16 protein-coding genes are annotated in these 15,815 nt (G+C 68.8%); 6 read left to right on the forward strand and 10 right to left on the reverse strand.

The window, feature by feature from the left end; genetic code table 11:
* Window positions 1-189 precede the first annotated feature (189 nt).
* Window positions 190-396: a hypothetical protein gene (locus tag AC0IWM_RS08450; protein WP_471754249.1), complete on the forward strand. Its 207-nt coding sequence runs from the start codon at window positions 190-192 to the stop codon at window positions 394-396.
* A gap of 36 nt (window positions 397-432) precedes the next feature.
* Here AC0IWM_RS08450 and glgX read toward each other — a convergent pair whose 3' ends face one another.
* Window positions 433-2,532: a glycogen debranching protein GlgX gene (gene glgX / locus AC0IWM_RS08455; protein ID WP_471754604.1), complete on the reverse strand. Its 2,100-nt coding sequence runs from the start codon at window positions 2,530-2,532 to the stop codon at window positions 433-435.
* A gap of 67 nt (window positions 2,533-2,599) precedes the next feature.
* Window positions 2,600-4,021 carry an alpha,alpha-trehalose-phosphate synthase (UDP-forming) gene (locus tag AC0IWM_RS08460; protein WP_471754251.1) on the reverse strand — a complete coding sequence of 474 codons (1,422 nt, stop codon included), beginning with the start codon at window positions 4,019-4,021 and terminating at the stop codon, window positions 2,600-2,602.
* A 414-nt stretch (window positions 4,022-4,435) separates the two neighbouring features.
* Between AC0IWM_RS08460 and AC0IWM_RS08465 the strand changes: the two genes are divergently transcribed.
* From AC0IWM_RS08465 to AC0IWM_RS08485, 5 genes are all read left to right on the forward strand, one after another.
* Entirely contained in the window at window positions 4,436-4,915 is a 480-nt protein-coding gene (locus AC0IWM_RS08465; RefSeq protein ID WP_471754253.1) for a hypothetical protein, read from the forward strand.
* A 10-nt stretch (window positions 4,916-4,925) separates the two neighbouring features.
* Window positions 4,926-5,321 (forward strand): phage holin family protein, encoded by a 396-nt coding sequence (locus AC0IWM_RS08470; RefSeq protein WP_056475805.1) that lies wholly within the window; start codon window positions 4,926-4,928, stop codon window positions 5,319-5,321.
* Complete coding sequence (locus AC0IWM_RS08475; protein ID WP_471754255.1) at window positions 5,318-5,710, forward strand: DUF3618 domain-containing protein; 393 nt, start codon at window positions 5,318-5,320, stop codon at window positions 5,708-5,710. The genes AC0IWM_RS08470 and AC0IWM_RS08475 overlap by 4 nt, the downstream gene beginning before the upstream one ends.
* A 69-nt stretch (window positions 5,711-5,779) precedes the next feature.
* Window positions 5,780-6,499, forward strand: coding sequence for an ElaB/YgaM/YqjD family protein (locus AC0IWM_RS08480; RefSeq protein WP_471754257.1), 720 nt, complete (start codon window positions 5,780-5,782; stop codon window positions 6,497-6,499).
* Between the two features lie 140 nt (window positions 6,500-6,639).
* A complete protein-coding gene (locus tag AC0IWM_RS08485; protein WP_471754259.1) occupies window positions 6,640-7,191 on the forward strand; it encodes an RBBP9/YdeN family alpha/beta hydrolase in 552 nt (183 codons plus the stop codon).
* A 3-nt stretch (window positions 7,192-7,194) separates the two neighbouring features.
* On the opposite strand, the gene AC0IWM_RS08490 is transcribed toward AC0IWM_RS08485, so the two are convergent.
* The 8 genes from AC0IWM_RS08490 to AC0IWM_RS08525 all read right to left on the reverse strand — a co-directional run bounded on the left by AC0IWM_RS08490 (window position 7,195) and on the right by AC0IWM_RS08525 (window position 15,563).
* Window positions 7,195-8,226 carry a YcjF family protein gene (locus AC0IWM_RS08490; RefSeq protein ID WP_471754261.1) on the reverse strand — a complete coding sequence of 344 codons (1,032 nt, stop codon included), beginning with the start codon at window positions 8,224-8,226 and terminating at the stop codon, window positions 7,195-7,197.
* 22 nt (window positions 8,227-8,248) lie between these two features.
* Window positions 8,249-9,688 (reverse strand): YcjX family GTP-binding protein, encoded by a 1,440-nt coding sequence (locus AC0IWM_RS08495; RefSeq protein WP_471754263.1) that lies wholly within the window; start codon window positions 9,686-9,688, stop codon window positions 8,249-8,251.
* 114 nt (window positions 9,689-9,802) lie between these two features.
* Window positions 9,803-11,050 carry a hypothetical protein gene (locus AC0IWM_RS08500; protein WP_471754265.1) on the reverse strand — a complete coding sequence of 416 codons (1,248 nt, stop codon included), beginning with the start codon at window positions 11,048-11,050 and terminating at the stop codon, window positions 9,803-9,805.
* A 54-nt stretch (window positions 11,051-11,104) separates the two neighbouring features.
* Entirely contained in the window at window positions 11,105-11,623 is a 519-nt protein-coding gene (locus tag AC0IWM_RS08505; RefSeq protein WP_471754267.1) for a SixA phosphatase family protein, read from the reverse strand.
* 14 nt (window positions 11,624-11,637) lie between these two features.
* Complete coding sequence (locus tag AC0IWM_RS08510) at window positions 11,638-12,618, reverse strand: aldo/keto reductase (RefSeq protein ID WP_471754269.1); 981 nt, start codon at window positions 12,616-12,618, stop codon at window positions 11,638-11,640.
* Window positions 12,619-12,715: 97 nt separating this feature from the next.
* Entirely contained in the window at window positions 12,716-13,567 is an 852-nt protein-coding gene (locus AC0IWM_RS08515) for an AAA family ATPase (protein WP_471754271.1), read from the reverse strand.
* Between the two features lie 98 nt (window positions 13,568-13,665).
* Window positions 13,666-14,316: a hypothetical protein gene (locus tag AC0IWM_RS08520; RefSeq protein WP_056475835.1), complete on the reverse strand. Its 651-nt coding sequence runs from the start codon at window positions 14,314-14,316 to the stop codon at window positions 13,666-13,668.
* Window positions 14,313-15,563 carry an ATPase gene (locus AC0IWM_RS08525; protein ID WP_471754273.1) on the reverse strand — a complete coding sequence of 417 codons (1,251 nt, stop codon included), beginning with the start codon at window positions 15,561-15,563 and terminating at the stop codon, window positions 14,313-14,315. Before AC0IWM_RS08525 ends, AC0IWM_RS08520 begins: the two co-directional genes overlap by 4 nt.
* Window positions 15,564-15,815: the final 252 nt, after the last annotated feature.

Raw genomic sequence — 15,815 nt, forward strand, 5'->3', positions numbered from 1 at the left:
ACCTTGCAGAAGACGGCGCGCACCGTGTTGTTCCCTGCGGCGTCACCGTCGAGGTAAGGCGTGGCTTGGCCGCGACAACCACCGAGCGAAAGAGTTTTGTGCACTGCACAGGATTGTCGGACCCACGATCGCCGGCCCGACATTTGCCTCGGGCTCCGAAGACACATTCGCCGCGTTCCGGGGTTTGAAATGACCGAGGCAGACGCATCCCTGGTCCTCGCCAGGGCCAAGCTGAATTTCGCTCGGAGAGGCCATGGCGAACGGTGCTGGGATGCCGGCGGCGCCGACACCCACTTGACCTCCGACTGCACGCTGCTGCCCCTGTCCGAGACTGAGCGCGAAGAGTTCCTCGAACAGGCGCGCCACGAGCTTCGGCAGGAAGCTTCCGCGTCCTGACTGTGCGCCTCGGTCGCGTTCGGAGGGGGCGTGTGGTCAGGCCCTGTAGGCGGAGGCGGGCCTCGCCCGCAGGACGTAGATGGCCTGCGCGTCGAGGCGCACGCCGGCCCCCGGCGGAAAGAGGGCTTGGCCGGCCGGCACCGCGCCGGTCTGCTTGGTGGTGTCGAAGACCAGGGTCCAGGGACCACCGATGATCGGCGCCAGGGTGAAGTCGCAAGGCTCCTCGGCCGCGTTGACGAGGATCAACAGGCGATCGGCCTGCGGCAGGTCGTTGCCGATCTGCATGCCGAAGGCCTGACGCTCGGAATCGGACCAGTCGCCATCCGCCATTTCGGTGCCGCTTGGCGCGAGCCAATGGACATCGCGCAGGGGTCCGTTCTCCACCAGCGCGCCGGTCAGGTAATCGCGCCGGCGCAGGGCGGGCTGCTCGCGGCGCAGGCGCGTCAGATTCCCGACGAAGGTCGTGAGGCTGAGATCGGGATCGTTCTCCCAGTCCATCCAGCTCGTGGGATTGTCCTGGGCGTACGCATTGTTGTTGCCACCCTGGCTGCGCGAGCGCTCGTCGCCCATCAGCAGCATCGGCACACCCTGCGCCAGGAACACCGTCGCCAGAAGGTTGCGTTTCTGGCGGGCGCGCAGGTTGAGGATGACCGGATCGGTCGTCTCGCCCTCGACGCCGTAATTGCGCGAGAGGTTGTGTCCATGACCGTCGCGATTGTCCTCGCCGTTGGCCAGATTGTGCTTTTCCTCGTAGGCCACGACGTCGGCCAGGGTGAAGCCGTCATGCGAGGCGGCGAAGTTGATGCTCGACAGCGGCCAGCGGCCGGACGCCGCGAAGATCTCGCGCGAGCCGGACAGCCCCTGGGTGACCTTGGCGAGCGTCCCCCGGTCGCCCCGCCAGAAGCCCCGGATGCTGTCGCGAAACTGGTCGTTCCATTCGCTCCAGCCGCGGGGATAGCCACCGAGCTGGTAGCCGCCCGCGCCGATGTCCCAGGGCTCCGCGATCATCTTCACGTGGGCGAGGACGGGGTCCTGGGCCACGGCCTGGAAGAAGGCGGCCTTCGGACTGAAATCGTGCGGATTTCGCCCCAGGCTCGTCGCCAGGTCGAAGCGGAAGCCCGCGACGCCGTAGGCCGTCACCCAGTGGCGCAGGGAGTCCAGCACCATCTGCATCACTCGCGGATGGTCGAGGTCTAGGGTGTTGCCGCAGCCGGTGCAGTCGATTTCTTCGCGGCGGTTCTCCGGCTTGAGCTTGTAGTAGCTCGCATTGTCGACGCCGCGGAACGACAGGGTCGGCCCGGTGTGATCGGCCTCGGCGGTGTGGTTGTAGACGACGTCGAGGATCACCTCGATATCCGCGGCGGCGAGTTCGCGGATGGCCGCGCGCAGGCCCCCGATTCCCGACGGCCCCCGATAGCGTGGATCGGCGGCGAAGTAGTTCAGCGGCGAGTAGCCCCAAAAATTGACCAGGCCCTTCTCGACGAGGAACCGGTCGTCGACGAAGGATTGGATGGGCAGGAGCTCGATGGCGGTCACGCCAAGTTTCAAAAGGTGTTCGATGATGGCCGGATGAGCGAGGGCCGCGTAGGTACCGCGGGCCGCTTCCGGCACGTCGGGGTGCGTCTGGGTCAGCGCCTTGACGTGCGCCTCGTAGATCACGGACTGGGACAGGGGCCGGCAGACCGGACTCACCGCGAGGTCTGGCACCTCCGGCGGCGTGACGATCCCACGCGGCATGAATGCAGCGCTGTCGCGCCGGTCGATCTGGTCGGCTCTTTGCAGGCCACGCCGGTGACCGTAGAGCGAATCGTGCCAGCGGATTCGACCTTGGATGTCGCGGGCATAGGGATCGAGCAGGAGCTTGGCGGGATTGAACCGGTGTCCCTGCGCCGGGTCCCATGGTCCATGGACGCGGTAGCCGTAGAGTTGGCCCGGGAAGACCCCGCGGAGATAGCCGTGCCAAACGTCGTCCGTGCGGCACGGCAGGCGGATGCGGCGGGTCTCGTGGCGCTCGCCCGGATCGAACAGGCACAGGTCGACGGCCGTGGCGTTCTCCGAGAACAGCGCGAAGTTCACGCCGCGCCCATCGAAATGCGCGCCGAAAGGCGCCGGTACGCCGTCGTCGACGCCGATCATATGGTCGGAGGCGATCAAGACGCTGGTGCCGTCCCGGAGTTAGGCGCCGCCGGGCGCCACCGAAAGATCATTCCGCAGCGGCTGCCGTACGGGGCGGCTCGCGTTCGATCGTCCGGAAATTCTCGAGTTCCGCCATGAAGTTGCGCGCCCACCAGTCCACATCCTCGCGCGTCATGCGTTCGACCATGGGCTTCCAGCGCTCGAGGCGCTCGCCGCGCGGCATGTAGAGCGCCGTGCGGATCGCCTCGGCGACCTCGAACCGGTCGTAAGGATTGACAAGGAGCGCCTCAGGCAATTGTCGCGCCGCGCCCGCGAACTTCGACAGGACGAGGACACCGGGATCTTCCTCGGTCTGCGCGACGACGTACTCCTTGGCGACGAGATTCATGCCGTCGCGCATGGGGGTCACGAGGCCGACCCTGGCCGCCCGGTAGAGCCCGGCCAGGACCGGCCGCGGATAGGCCTTGGTGACGAACTGGATCGGCGTCCAATTGGGCTCCCCGAGGGTGCCGTTGATATGGCCGACGGTCTCGTTCACCTCGCGGCTGAGGTCCTCGTATTCCGGGACCTCCGTCCGCGATTTGGGGGTGATCTGGAGGTAGACGACGTTCCCGCGCTGGTCGGGATTCGAGGCGAAGAAGCGGTCCACCGCCTCCATGCGCTCGGGCACGCCCTTGGAATAGTCCAGGCGGTCGACGCCGATGAGGAGCTTGCGGGTGCGCAGGCCCGCCATGGTCTCGCGGACGGTCCGATTCGAGCCCGCGTTTTCCGCCGCTTCCTTGAAGCCGGCCACATCGATGCCGATCGGGAAGCTGCGGATGCGCGTGCGGCGCCCGTCCACCATCAGCGACCCGCCACCGAGCGGGATCGCCCGCAGCTCGTCGATGAGATTGCGGGTCAGGTTGTGCACGTCCGGGTCGGTCTGCAGGCCGATCAGGTCGTAATCCGCGATGCCGCGCAGGAGATCGCCACTGGCGGGAAGCGTGTTGAACACGTCGGCCGCCGGCCACGGGATGTGGTGGAAGTAGCCGATCGGGTTCGCGATCCCGAGACCGCGAAGCTCGGAGGCGAGCGGGAGCAGGTGGTAGTCGTGAACCCAGATGATGTCGTCGGGCTCCACGAGGTTCGCCAGGGCGCGGGCGAAGATGCGGTTCACTCGCTGATAGCCGGCGTAATCGGAACGCGAGAACGCGCCGAGCCCGAGCCGATAATGCATGATCGGCCAGAGCGCCCGATTGGCGAAGCCGCTGTAATATTCCCGGTGATCCTGGGGTGACAGATCGACTACGGCGTAACTGATATGGCTCCGATCGATGAGGGTCGGCTCGCTGGACGGGTTCTCGACGACATTCCCGCTCCAGCCGAACCAGAGCCCTTCATAGGCCGTGAAGGCCTCCTTGACGGCCACCGCGAGGCCGCCTGCTGCGACGGCCTTGCCCCCTTCCTCAGGGATAGCAACGCGGTTCGATACGATGACGAGACGTGCCACGAAGCCGGCTCCGGTCCTCACGGGTCTCGCGCAGATGTGCGCTCGACCAGACTGATACATTGGGTGAACGCGCGGAAGCCGAGCGCGATCCGTCGATGCAGCCAAGCGCGTTCGATGGACCCGGGTCAAGACCTGAATGTCCGGGGTTCACGGCAAACAAAGCTCCGCGGAAACACATTCCGCCCTGTTCCACCATGCCACGATGCATCTTGCAGACCACGCACGATACCTTCGCCTGACGCCTCCACGGTCAAGCTTCCGCGTCCTACGCAACGCCGGATGAACGGCGGCTGACGCGGGACCGATCGGGCCGTGCCGGATGCACGATCGGTGCAGGCGGAACCCTGCCTCTCCCGCTGCTGTTTAACCGTCGCAAACGCCAGTTCTTTCAATCTCGTGCCGAGGAGTATCACCGTGACCGCAAATCAATCCCCAGGTCCCACGGGCGCGGAGCCGGCGAACCCAACCGCCGACTGGAAGGCCCTGCGCGGCGACGTCGAGGGGATCGCGGACGTGGCGGCCGAGCGCGGCCGCACCTTCGTCGAGGCGGCCCGCTCGCATGCGACCGACTACATCGACCAGCGCAAGGGCGATGCCGCTCGTTCCGTCACCGATCTCGCCAAGTCGGTACGGGAATCGAGCAAGACCTTCGAGGCTCAGCCGAACATCCGGGCATTCTTCGACAGCGCCGCCGACGGCCTCGAGCATCTCGGGACGTCGATCGAGGAGCGCAGCTTCTCCGAGTTCTACGAGGATGCCGAGGCCTTCGCGCGGCGGGCGCCGGTCGCGGTGGCGGTGGCCAGCTTCCTCACCGGTTTCGTCGTGGCCCGCTTCATCAAGTCCACGAGCGCTGCACCCCTGACCGACACCTACCCGACCCACAACCGTCTCTAAGGGCCGTTCGATGACCACCGGTCCGCAATCCAGCATCCAGGGCCTGATCGGCGACGCCCTGCGGGAAACCAACGAACTCGCTCGGAAGGAGATCGCCCTCTTCCGCAACGAGATGACGAGCAACGTCCGCGCGCTGTTCATCGGCCTCGGCCTCCTCGTCGGCGCCGCCGTGTTCGGCGTCGTCGCGCTCTTCGTCCTCGTGGATGCCCTGGTGAAATGGCTCGCCACCGTCGTCCACTCGGAGGCGCTGGCCGCCCTGATCGTCGGTGGCGTTCTCCTCGTCGTCGCCGTGGCCCTGGCCCTCATCGGTCGGAACGCCATGTCGCTCTCGACCCTGGCGCCCGTCCGAACGACCCGACAGGTCCGCGAAGACGCCCGTACATTGTCTGAGAGGGTCTCGGGATGACCGAATCTTTGAACGAACTCGAGAAGGACATCGAGGCGAGCCGTGCCCGCCTCGATCAGACCATCGACCAGATCCAGGAGAGGCTGTCGGTCTCCAGCATCGTCGACGAGATGTTGGGCAATGCCCGCCGAACTCCGCTCAGCGGTGCCTATGACGGAGCTCTGGAAGCCGTCCGGCGCAATCCGGTTCCGGTGCTGCTGATCGCGGCGGGCGTCGGCTGGCTCGTCCACCGCATGTCGACGAACCAGACCAACCCGGCGCTTCGGCGGCGTGCGCGTCTCGCCACCGACGCGCTGCCGGTGACGAAGACGGGTGCCGACCGCGTCTACGACCCGGATCTCCCGACCCAGCACCCCGTCAACCACCTCGCGAGCGAGACCCAGATCTGAGCCGCCACGGCCGATCCCAAGAGACTCGATCCGGCCCCCGCGGCCTTCGCCGACCCTCAGGAGTGTCCCATGAGTTCGACCCAGAAGCCCGGTGACGAGCACCGTTCGCTCCCCGACGACATCGCCCTCGCCGCCGGCATGCCGCGTGGTCACCAGACCGAGGGCTCCCTGCACGACGTACCCAGCCCGGGTTCGCACCACACCGGCACGCAGACCCACAGCATCTACGCGGAGGGGTCGCACGGCTCGTCCGCGACCGACGCAGTCAAGGCACGGGCCGGCGACGTCCGGGACCGGGCCGCCGAGACCGCGAGCGACGTCCATGACCAGGTCTCCGGCACCGTCCAGAACCTGCGCGATCGCGCCTCGGACGCCTACGACGATGCCCGGAGTTGGGCATCGGACACGCGCCAGGAAGGGCGCCGCCGCGTCAGCGACTTGAGCGAGCGCGGGAGCGCCCGCATTCAGGACGGGCGGTCCGCCGTCGAGGACTTCGTGTCCGAGAATCCGCTGCTCGTCGGCGTCGTCGGCCTCGCTGCCGGCCTGCTCATCGGGGCGCTGCTTCCCCGGACCCGTACGGAGGACGAGAATGTCGGTCCCTGGGCGGACGAGGTCCGGGACCAAGGGCTGCGCTACGCCCGCGACGTCACCCATCGCGGCCGCGAATTCGTCGCCAGCGCCCTCGACCCCGAGAATCTGAACGCCGCCGTCCAGCGGGCCACCGGCAGTGACGAGCCGGTCACGGCTTCGCCGGCCGCGGCTCAGGGCCCTGCCTCGAAGCCGCACTGAGCAGCGACACCATCCGAAGCGCCCGAAATCGAGGGGCGGCACGCGATCCGTGCCGCCCCTTTCGTCGTTCCGACGATGTTGCGTTCGGGAAGGTCCAACGACCCTCGACGATGCAAAGCGGAGCCGTTATCGGGTAAGCCATGAAGATTGCCGATTGCGAAATCCTCATCCTGCCGGGCTATGCCGGATCCGAAGACGAGCACTGGCAGGCGCGCTGGGCAGAACGGCTTTCGACCGGGCGGATCGTTGCCCAGGATGACTGGCATCATCCCGATGCGGAGGCTTGGCGGGCGCGAATCGTCGAGGCGGTGAACGCGGCAGCCAAGCCCGTCATCCTCATCGCCCACAGCCTCGGCGTGGTGGCCGCCGTCCAGGCGGCTCCGGGCTTCACGCTCGGCGCGGTACGCGGCGCACTCCTCGTCGCCTTTCCGGATGTGGAGACGACGCCGAACCTCCCGGCGAGCGTGACCGCCTTCGCGCCGGTTCCACGCGATCCCCTGCCCTTCCCGTCCCTCGTGGTCGCCAGCCGCAACGATCCCTACTGCAGCTACGCCCGCGCCGAAGACTTCGCCTATGCCTGGGGCGCCGTCGTGGTGGATGCCGGGGAATCCGGCCACATCAACGCGGCGAGCGGGCACGGTCCGTGGCCGGAAGGACTGATGCGCCTCGCCGGCTTCATGAAGACCCTCTAGCGTTCAGCCCTTCGCCTCGTCCGCCAAGGGCTTCAGAAGCTCGCCCGCCACGTCGGACAGGCGCGGCGGCGCTTCGCGCACGAATGGCAGGGGCCGGCACACCGCCATCGCGGCGAGACCGAATCGCGCCGTCATCAGGCCGTTCAGCACACCCTCGCCGAGCTTGGCAGAAACCCGCGCGGCGATGCCGAGCCCGAGCACCTGCTGGATCATGCTCTCGCCGACGGCCATGCCGCCGGTGACCGTGAGATGGGCGAACGCCGCCCGTGCCAGGCGCACGAAGCCGAGGAAGCCCGGGCGCCCCCCATAGATCGTCGCGATCCGACGCAGCAGGCGCACGGCGGCGAAGATCACGAAGGCGACGTCTACGATGGCGCGCGGGCTGAGCGCGGTCACCGCCGAGACCTGCTTGGCCGCTGCCGCGATGGCGTTGCGGGCCTGTCGATCGAGAGGCACGAGCAGTTCGTGCTCGGCGAGCCCGATGCGGTCGTCGACATCGAGAATCGCATCGCCCAGGGTCTCGAGGCGGCCGCGGCCCGCCGCCAACGCGGTCCGGTCGGCGTAGAGCCCCGTGAGATCGCGGACCACGGCCTGGGCCGCGGAATGGTCGCGCGTCGCGATCGCCTCCATCGCCTTCGCACGGACCCGCTCGATCTGGCGCTCTCGCCAGATCCCCGAAAGCTCCCGGGCGACGAGGGCCAGGAAGGCGATGCCGGCGACCGCGAGCAGGACCAGCGCGACGGCGCCGAGCCAGGGCGCCGCGCTGAACAGGTCGGCAATCAGCCGTTCCACCGACAGGCCGACGCCAAGGGAGACGAGGCCTCCGAGGGCGACGAGGAGCAGGCTGAGCCAGGGCGCGCGCGCCTTCGGCGCCACCGGCACCGCCACACCGTCGGCGGCATCGACGATCTCGAAGGGCTCCTCGACGATGCGGACCTGGGACGGAGTGGCCGGGGCCGGCGCGACGCCGTCGGCGACTTCCTCCGGCGGCGCGGAGGGAATGCGGAAGGCGCGGGGGCGGTTGGTCGAGCTCATGGATGGGGTTTCCCGGGACGCCTCAGGCGAGCTTGTCGCCGATGAGGAACTGCATGGCGCGGTCGAGCCGAATCTGCGGGAGGGCGCCTGGCCGGCCGAGCGCGTCGGCCTTCACCAGCGGCGGCCGAAATCGCGGAAAGCGCAGGGAGCCGGGCGGTACTGCCCCCTCCAGAACCGATTCCGGCCGCTGCGGCAGTTCGCCCGGGAAGATCGCGGCCTCGCTCAGGCCGTCGAAGACCTCGTCGCCGACGCGCTCGCCCGATTCGGGCGTGCCCGACACCGCGCGCAGGATCTCGTCGCTGTCGTGCACGGTGGTTTCGCGGGTCGCACGGACCGAGGCCAGGGCGACGGTGCCGACCCGCGCGCCGGCCGCCTCGGTGCGCCGCATCGCCCGCGAGACGAGGAGGCGCAGCAAGGCGTCGAGGCGGTCGTGGCTGGTCTGGTGCAGGTGGTCCGCCTTGGTGGCGGCGAACAGGATGCGCTCGGCCCTCGGGGCGAACAGCCGGGACAGGATGGTGTTGCGCCCGATGCGGAAGCTGAGGAGCACCGCATCGAGGGCCTCCTCCAATTCGGCCAGCGCCGCCGGCCCGGCATCCACGGCCGCCAGGACGTCCACGAGCACGATCTGGCGGTCGACCCGCTGGAAGTGATTGCGGAAGAACGGCTCGACGACCTTCGCCTTGTAGGCTTCGAAGCGGCGCTCCATGAGCCCGGCCAGGCTGTCGGGAGCCAAGGTCTCGGGGAGGTTGTCGAGGGGCGCGAAGGTCAGGGCCGGCGAGCCCGCGAGATCGCCGGGCATCAGGAAGCGTCCGGGCGGGGTGGTCGCCACCGCCTCGGGGCCGGCGCGCAGGGCCGAGAGGTAGGTCTTGAAGGCGGTGCTGGCGTGCTCGGCCACCACTTCGTCGAGGGGCGCCAGAGGGTCGAGTTCCTTCAGGGTCTCCAGCCACGGCGCCGCCATCGTGCCGCGGCCGCTTCGGCGGGTTCCCGCGATCGTCGCCCGGGACCAGGCGGTGTAGCTCTGGTCGAGCAGCGCGAGGTCGAGCAGCCATTCGCCGGGATAGTCGACGACGTCGAGCATCAGGGTGCCCGGCCCGGAGCGCCAGCCGCCGGCGCGCTCGTACTCGATGGCGAGGCGGAACTGGCTGATCCGGTCGGTCGAGCGCGGCCATAGCCGCTGCTCGGTGAGCGCCGCATAGTGTTCCTCGTAGGGAAAGCGCGGGATGTCGTCGTCGGGCTGGGGCACGAGGCGCGCGCGCCGCAGCCGGCCCTCGTGCGCCGGCGCGAAGGCCGGGAGGGCATGGGCCTCGACGAGGTGGTGGATCAGGGCGGTCGTGAAGACGGTCTTGCCCGAACGCGCCAACCCGGTCACGCCGAGCCTCAGGGTCGGCTGGATCAGAAGGTCGCTCGATGCCTCGGCGAAGGCCTTGACCGCGGAACCCGCACGCGCGGCGAAGCTGTTCATGGCAACCTGTTCATGCGACGGGCGAGAGAGGGCGGTGCGGGCGCGCCGCGACGATGCCGCAGAGGTGGCGCCACCGGGACGCCGCCGCAAGGCTCAGGGGTCGAAGCTGGACGATCAGGGTGTCGTGACCGGAGCGCTCAAGGCGGCCAGGGTCACGGCATCCAGGCGTGCGATCGCGGCCTCGACCAGCGCCGGTCCCGCGCGCAGGGCACCGAGTTCCACGCTGGACATCGCCAGCATCACCGGGCGCAGATTCGGCAGCGGACGCCCGTCAGGGCCGAACAGCCTGAGATCGTCCTCGACCTTGAGGCCGACGCTCGCGGCGATCCGGGTGGCGTAGTTGCGGATGCGTGTCTCGTCGTTGCCGCAGAACGGTGCCGGTACGCTGAGGTCGAGAAGCGGCAGGTTGGGCAGACCGGCCGCGATGGCCGGCAGCGCTGCGGATTCCGCCACGAAGCGCTCCTGCAGGCTCGCCACGGAGCCGGGCTTGGGGAGCGGCGCGCGCTTCTGCGCCGTGGGCGTAGCGCCGAGGACGGCGTTCGGCTCGACGAGCAGCACCGACGGCTTGGCGATCACCGTCGAGGGTTTGACCAGGATCTCGGAGGGGCGGACCAGGAGAGCGGATTTGGATGCCGCGGCCGGCACGGGTCTTGAAACGGGCGCAGCCTTCGCCTTTGCGCGAACGGAATTCGGACGTCCCCGCATGCGTGCGAGGGGAGACCAGGGTTGGATCCGCAGGGGACCGCCCCGTGTGGCGACTGCCGTGCGCGCGACGCCGCCGCGCGGATGGCGGGCGAGGAAGCGCGCCCGCAGCGTTCCGCCGATGCCGCGCGGTGCGATGGTCGGGGAGACCTTCGCGCCCGTCGCGCGGCGCGCCAGCGGCGGAGCCGCGCCGCCGATGCGGCACTCGGCCGGAGCCCAGCGCCGCACGATGGCAAGGGCCGAGCGGCGACCGAACTCGCGATAGTAGCGCCGGAGGAGCTGGGCCGCCGCGTCTGCCCCGTCGGCCGCGGTCGCGAAGCCGGTATGCCCCTCGGCATCGGCGCCGATCTCACCGTTCCAGCGTGCCTTCTTGATGCACCAGTAATTGTTGAGCTTGACGCAACGGGCGACGAAGGCCGGCTCGGCGGCGGTGTAGCGGGCGACAAGGGCGAGCGAAGCGGGCCGGAGACCCGCGGCCGCTTCGTAGCGCCAGTTCGACACGGCCCTGGCCTCGGATTGGAAGACCGGGAACGGCGCGGGCGTACCCTCGAACACGGTCAGCACCGCGCTCCACTGCGACACCCTCGGCCGAAGATCCTCGACCGTGCCCTCGAGGCGGGGCAGCAGCGTCGTGAGGACGATGAGTGTGGTCAGGAGCACGGGATCTGCGAAGCTTGATCAGGACCAGGGCAACGGCGACCGGGCGCGAAGGGTTCAATCCGCGATGTCGAGGTCCTTCGGGGCAACGAAGCGCTCCAGCCGACCGGTGCCGGCGGCGACCGAACTCCAGGCGTCGCCCTCGAAATCCAGGACCACCACGGCGGCGGTGGGGAATTCGAGTGCCAACCGGCGGCGGCCGGCCTTCTCGCCGGAGCCGGCCAGACGCATCGCCAGCTCCTGCAGTCCCGGATTGTGACCGATCATCAGGAGGGTGGCCGCACTATCCGGTGTCGAACGCACCACGGCGAGCAGGGCCGTCTCCGGCGCCTCGTAGATCGACGGAACGGTCTCGGCCTCGGGTCCCTTGAGGGCCGCCCGTATCGCCTCCCAGGTCTCCCGGGTGCGCAAGGATGGCGAGACCACGACGGCATCCGGCACCAGGCCCTCGGCCGCCAGATAGACACCCATCTGCGGCGCGGCGCGCTTGCCGCGATTGTTCAGGGGCCGGTCGAGGTCTGCGACGCCGGCAGGGCGGTCGGACTTGGCGTGACGCAGGAGGATCAGGCGGCGCATACGGAAACGGACCTTCAGGAAAAACCGGCGACAGGATGCGGGGCGTAGGGGGCTTCGAGGGCGCTCATCTCTTCGAGCGTGAGCTCGATGTCGAGGGCTGCGACGGCGTCCGTGAGGTGGCTCGGCTTCGACGCGCCGACGATCGGGGCGGTCACGACCGGTTTCTGCAGGACCCACGCCAGGGCAACCTGGGCCCGCGGCACGCCCCGGGCTGCAGCGATGGCCGAGACCTGCGCGACGACGGCGCGGTCGGCGGCATCGGCCGAGGCGTAGAGGGTCCGGCCGACCTCGTCGCTGTCCTGGCGCACGCTCCGAACCTCCCAATCGCGGGTCAGGCGCCCACGGGCCAGGGGGCTCCAGGGCAGCACCGCGATGTCTTGGTCGAGGCAGAGGGGCAGCATCTCGCGCTCTTCCTCCCGGTGCAGCAGGTTGTAGTGGTCCTGCATGGTGGCGAAGCGTGTCCAGCCGTAGCGGTCAGCGGTGAAGAGCGCCTTGGCGAACTGCCAAGCGTACATCGACGAGGCGCCGATGTAGCGGGCCTTGCCTGCCTTCACCACGTCGTGAAGCGCCTCAAGGGTCACTTCGATCGGCGTCCCGTAATCCCAGCGGTGGATCTGGAAGAGGTCGACATAGTCCGTGCCGAGGCGCTTCAGGCTCGCGTCGATCGACGAAAAGATCGCCTTGCGCGAGAGGCCGCCGGCATTGGGCTGGCTCGTCAGGGGGAAGAAACACTTGGTGGCGAGCACGATGGCATCGCGGTCGGCGTAGTCGCGCAGGGCGCGTCCGACGATCTCCTCACTGGTGCCGTCCGAGTAGGCGTTGGCCGTGTCGAAGAAGTTGATGCCGAGATCGAGCGCCTGCTTGATCAGTGGTCGGCTCTCGTCCTCGCGCAGGGTCCAGGGGTGAGGCCCGCGCTCCGGCACTCCGTAGGTCATGCAGCCGAGGCAGAGAGGCGAGACGTCGAGGCCGGTGCGGCCGAGCTTCTTCAGTTTCATCGGGAGCGTTCCGCTGGAGGGGAGCCTGCGCGGGCGACCCGTCCTATCTGGGTCCGGCGGGCGCTCCGGGCCAGGGGCCGAGGCCCGATCGTTCGGCTCAGCCGCCGCGCTGCTCGCGCCGCATCAGGAAGGCGAGCTTCTCGAACAGCCCGACATCCTGCTCGTTCTTCAGGAGCGCACCGTGCAGCGGCGGAATGAGCTTGCGGCCGTCCCGCTCGCGCAGGGTCTCGGGCGCGACGTCTTCCGAGACCAGGAGCTTGAGCCAGTCGAGCAGTTCGGAGGTCGAGGGCTTCTTCTTGAGGCCGGGCACCTCGCGGGTCTCGAGGAAGACCCGCAGGGCCTCCTCCACAAGCCGATGCTTGATGCCGGGAAAGTGCACCTCGACGATGGCCTTCAGCGTGTCGGCGTCCGGGAACTTGATGTAGTGGAAGAAGCAACGGCGCAGGAACGCGTCCGGGAGCTCCTTCTCGTTGTTCGATGTGATGATGACGATCGGGCGGCGCTCGGCCCGGACCGTTTCCCCTGTTTCGTAGACATGGAACTCCATCCGATCGAGCTCGGTCAGGAGATCGTTCGGGAACTCGATGTCGGCCTTGTCGATCTCGTCGATGAGCAGGACCGGCCGCTCTGGAGCCGTGAAGGCCTCCCAGAGCTTGCCGCGCCGGATGTAGTTGCCGATGTCGGAGACGCGCGGATCGCCGAGCTGGCTGTCGCGCAGGCGCGAGACCGCGTCGTACTCGTAGAGGCCCTGCTGCGCCTTCGTGGTCGACTTGACGTTCCAGGTCAGCAGCGGCGCCCCGAGCCCCTTGGCGATCTCCTCGGCCAGCACCGTCTTGCCGGTGCCCGGCTCGCCCTTCACCAGCAGCGGCCGCTCCAGCACGATGGCGGCGTTCACCGCCGTGGTCAGGTCGGAGGTCGCGACGTAGTCGGCGGTGCCGGTGAAGCGCATGGTGGTCCTCGCGGGGGATGGGGACGCAGGCGTCCGGGGTTAGAGCGCGTCCGGCATCCCCGCAAGGCACCGACCGCGTCGGATTTCGAGCGCTTCGATTACAGCGTCTTCCCGTCGTGCCAGACGCAGTTCGAGGCCAGGATGCCGAGGTTGACGTCCGACTTCTGCGGCTGCGGCAGGGTCTTTCCGTCCATGGCGAGGTCGATCTTGATCTCGACCTGTCCCTTCGCCTCGTTCTGGCGGCGGGAGAAGTAGCAATACTGCTGGAACGGCTGTTCCTCGTTGGCGCGGAAGTTCCAGCCGGTGACGATTTGGCCGTCCATGTAGGGAACCTGCTTGAACACCGTGAAGGTGGTGTTCACCGGGGCCTTCGAAGCCGGGGCCGCATCGTTGCCGAGCTGGGCCTTCGTCGGGGTCGGCGCCCCGGCCGCCTTCGGCAAACCACCCTCGAGCTTGAGCACGTTGTCGGTGAGCGTGACCTCGCCCTTGGTCTTCAGGGTCACGTCCGACAGGGCGGCCTGCATGGCGGCGGCGATCTTCTCCGCCGCCGAGTCGAACTGGTTCATGTAGGCGTAGCCGTAGGACGCCGCGCCGACACCCAGGCCGGCGAGGAGCACGAAGGCGCCCGCGCCGAGGGAGCGGAAGAGGAAGGCCCGCGCGGCGACGATGCGCGCCTCGGCCCGTAGGCGCCCGTTCACGCTCTGGGCGAGGACGACGTTCTCGGGGGTGCCGGGGGTATGGATACTCACGCGCCGGCTCCCGCACTGGCGGCCTGGGCCGGACCGCGCCGATCGATCGGGATCACAGCGCCGCCGGGAGCGGCGGTCACCGGAGCGGCGGGCGTCGCCGCTGCGGTCGCCGGCACCGGCGGGGCGACCGCCGGCTCGTCCGGCACGCCCCTCGGCTGACTCAGAGCCATTTCCTGGCGCAGGGCGTCGGTGATCGAGTCGAGCATGTACGGGGTCGCTGCCGGGTCGACGGTGGCGCCGAGGTCGTCCTCGTCCATGAAGGTCTTGCGCACCGAGACCGCACAGAGGGCGAGGATCGTCGAGGCGAAGGCGGCGCAGAGCGCCGGCACGAATACGAAGATGCGCAGGAAGGCGTGAACCTGCGCCTCGGACACGTCGATCGGATCGACGCCGTAGACCATCGCGGTGAAGGAATGCAGCTGCGAGCGATTCACCGAGTTGCGATAGGCCTGCTCGGCATCCGCGACCTTGCGCTCGGCCGCACCGCGGTCGAGGTCCGCGCGGGCCTTGCGGGCCTCCTCCAGCATCTTCGTCACCGCGCCACGGTCCGATCCGGCCTTGGCGACGCTGGCGTTCAGGGTCGCGGTACGGGGGTCGGTGACGCACTTCATGTTGGAATAGCGCTGGCCCTTGCTGTTGGTGCCGTAGACGCGCTCGCAGCGCTGCGCCGGCAATCCGGCGAGCTGGCTCGCATTCTCGGCGGCGCGCTTCTCGATCTGGTCGAGTTCGGTCGTGTACTGCGCCACCCGCGCATCCGCCGCGGCGATACGGTTGTCGATGGTGCTGCGATCGGCCTGCGCGTCCTTGAGGGCGGTCTTCGCCTTGGCGGCGTCCATCAGGCGGGGATGGAACATCATCTCGCCGAGCTGGGACACCGATTTGGTGGTCACGCCGGCCGCGAAGACGATGCCCACGATCGCCAGCATGCGGATGAAGTAGGAGCGCTGCGTCCGGGCCAGGATGCCCAGCGGCACGCGGCACAGCTCCACCGCGGCATAGACCAGCGGTGCCAGGAGCATGAAGTAGAAGGCCTGGGAGTCGCCGTCGCTGTAGACGCCGGCGAACAGCCAGGCGCCCCAGAGCGACGCGCCGATGACCATGAACTCGACGAGATAGGCGATCGAGACGTAGCCCCACTTGATGCGGTAGCCCTTCTCGATGTGCCGCTCCTGCGTCCAGCGCTCGGATTCCCGGCGCCATTCTCGGGCTTCACGTTGCACGTCGCGGTTGGGCGGCGTCTTTCGCATGGGGCACTCGTATCTCGAAACGCGACGCAGCGCGCTTAACCGTCCGTTAAGGCTTTGCCTTATGCGCATATTGTGCCGTTTTTGCGCCGCATCAGGGGTGCTGACCAGCACGGTCTCCCCATCCGAATGGTCGCAGCTCACCATTTTGTTGTTTCCGGGTGTGTGCGCTGTTGCGCCGGAGTGCCACCGGTGCCCATGGTTCGGGACGGACACGCACGGGGCTGCGCCGCGGCGCCCCGCCTCCGGTCCGGC

It is taken from the genome of Methylobacterium sp. AC433, assembly GCF_979253015.1.

What these genes read in the sequence shown, in the direction of transcription:
- AC0IWM_RS08450 (WP_471754249.1), top strand. Translation starts at nt 190, where the DNA reads ATGACCGAGGCAGACGCATCCCTGGTCCTCGCCAGGGCCAAGCTGAAT.
- glgX (WP_471754604.1), bottom strand. Translation starts at nt 2,532, where the DNA reads ATGATCGGCGTCGACGACGGCGTACCGGCGCCTTTCGGCGCGCATTTC.
- AC0IWM_RS08470 (WP_056475805.1), top strand. Translation starts at nt 4,926, where the DNA reads ATGACCACCGGTCCGCAATCCAGCATCCAGGGCCTGATCGGCGACGCC.
- AC0IWM_RS08475 (WP_471754255.1), top strand. Translation starts at nt 5,318, where the DNA reads ATGACCGAATCTTTGAACGAACTCGAGAAGGACATCGAGGCGAGCCGT.
- AC0IWM_RS08480 (WP_471754257.1), top strand. Translation starts at nt 5,780, where the DNA reads ATGAGTTCGACCCAGAAGCCCGGTGACGAGCACCGTTCGCTCCCCGAC.
- AC0IWM_RS08485 (WP_471754259.1), top strand. Translation starts at nt 6,640, where the DNA reads ATGAAGATTGCCGATTGCGAAATCCTCATCCTGCCGGGCTATGCCGGA.
- AC0IWM_RS08490 (WP_471754261.1), bottom strand. Translation starts at nt 8,226, where the DNA reads ATGAGCTCGACCAACCGCCCCCGCGCCTTCCGCATTCCCTCCGCGCCG.
- AC0IWM_RS08495 (WP_471754263.1), bottom strand. Translation starts at nt 9,688, where the DNA reads ATGAACAGCTTCGCCGCGCGTGCGGGTTCCGCGGTCAAGGCCTTCGCC.
- AC0IWM_RS08505 (WP_471754267.1), bottom strand. Translation starts at nt 11,623, where the DNA reads ATGCGCCGCCTGATCCTCCTGCGTCACGCCAAGTCCGACCGCCCTGCC.
- AC0IWM_RS08510 (WP_471754269.1), bottom strand. Translation starts at nt 12,618, where the DNA reads ATGAAACTGAAGAAGCTCGGCCGCACCGGCCTCGACGTCTCGCCTCTC.
- AC0IWM_RS08515 (WP_471754271.1), bottom strand. Translation starts at nt 13,567, where the DNA reads ATGCGCTTCACCGGCACCGCCGACTACGTCGCGACCTCCGACCTGACC.
- AC0IWM_RS08525 (WP_471754273.1), bottom strand. Translation starts at nt 15,563, where the DNA reads ATGCGAAAGACGCCGCCCAACCGCGACGTGCAACGTGAAGCCCGAGAA.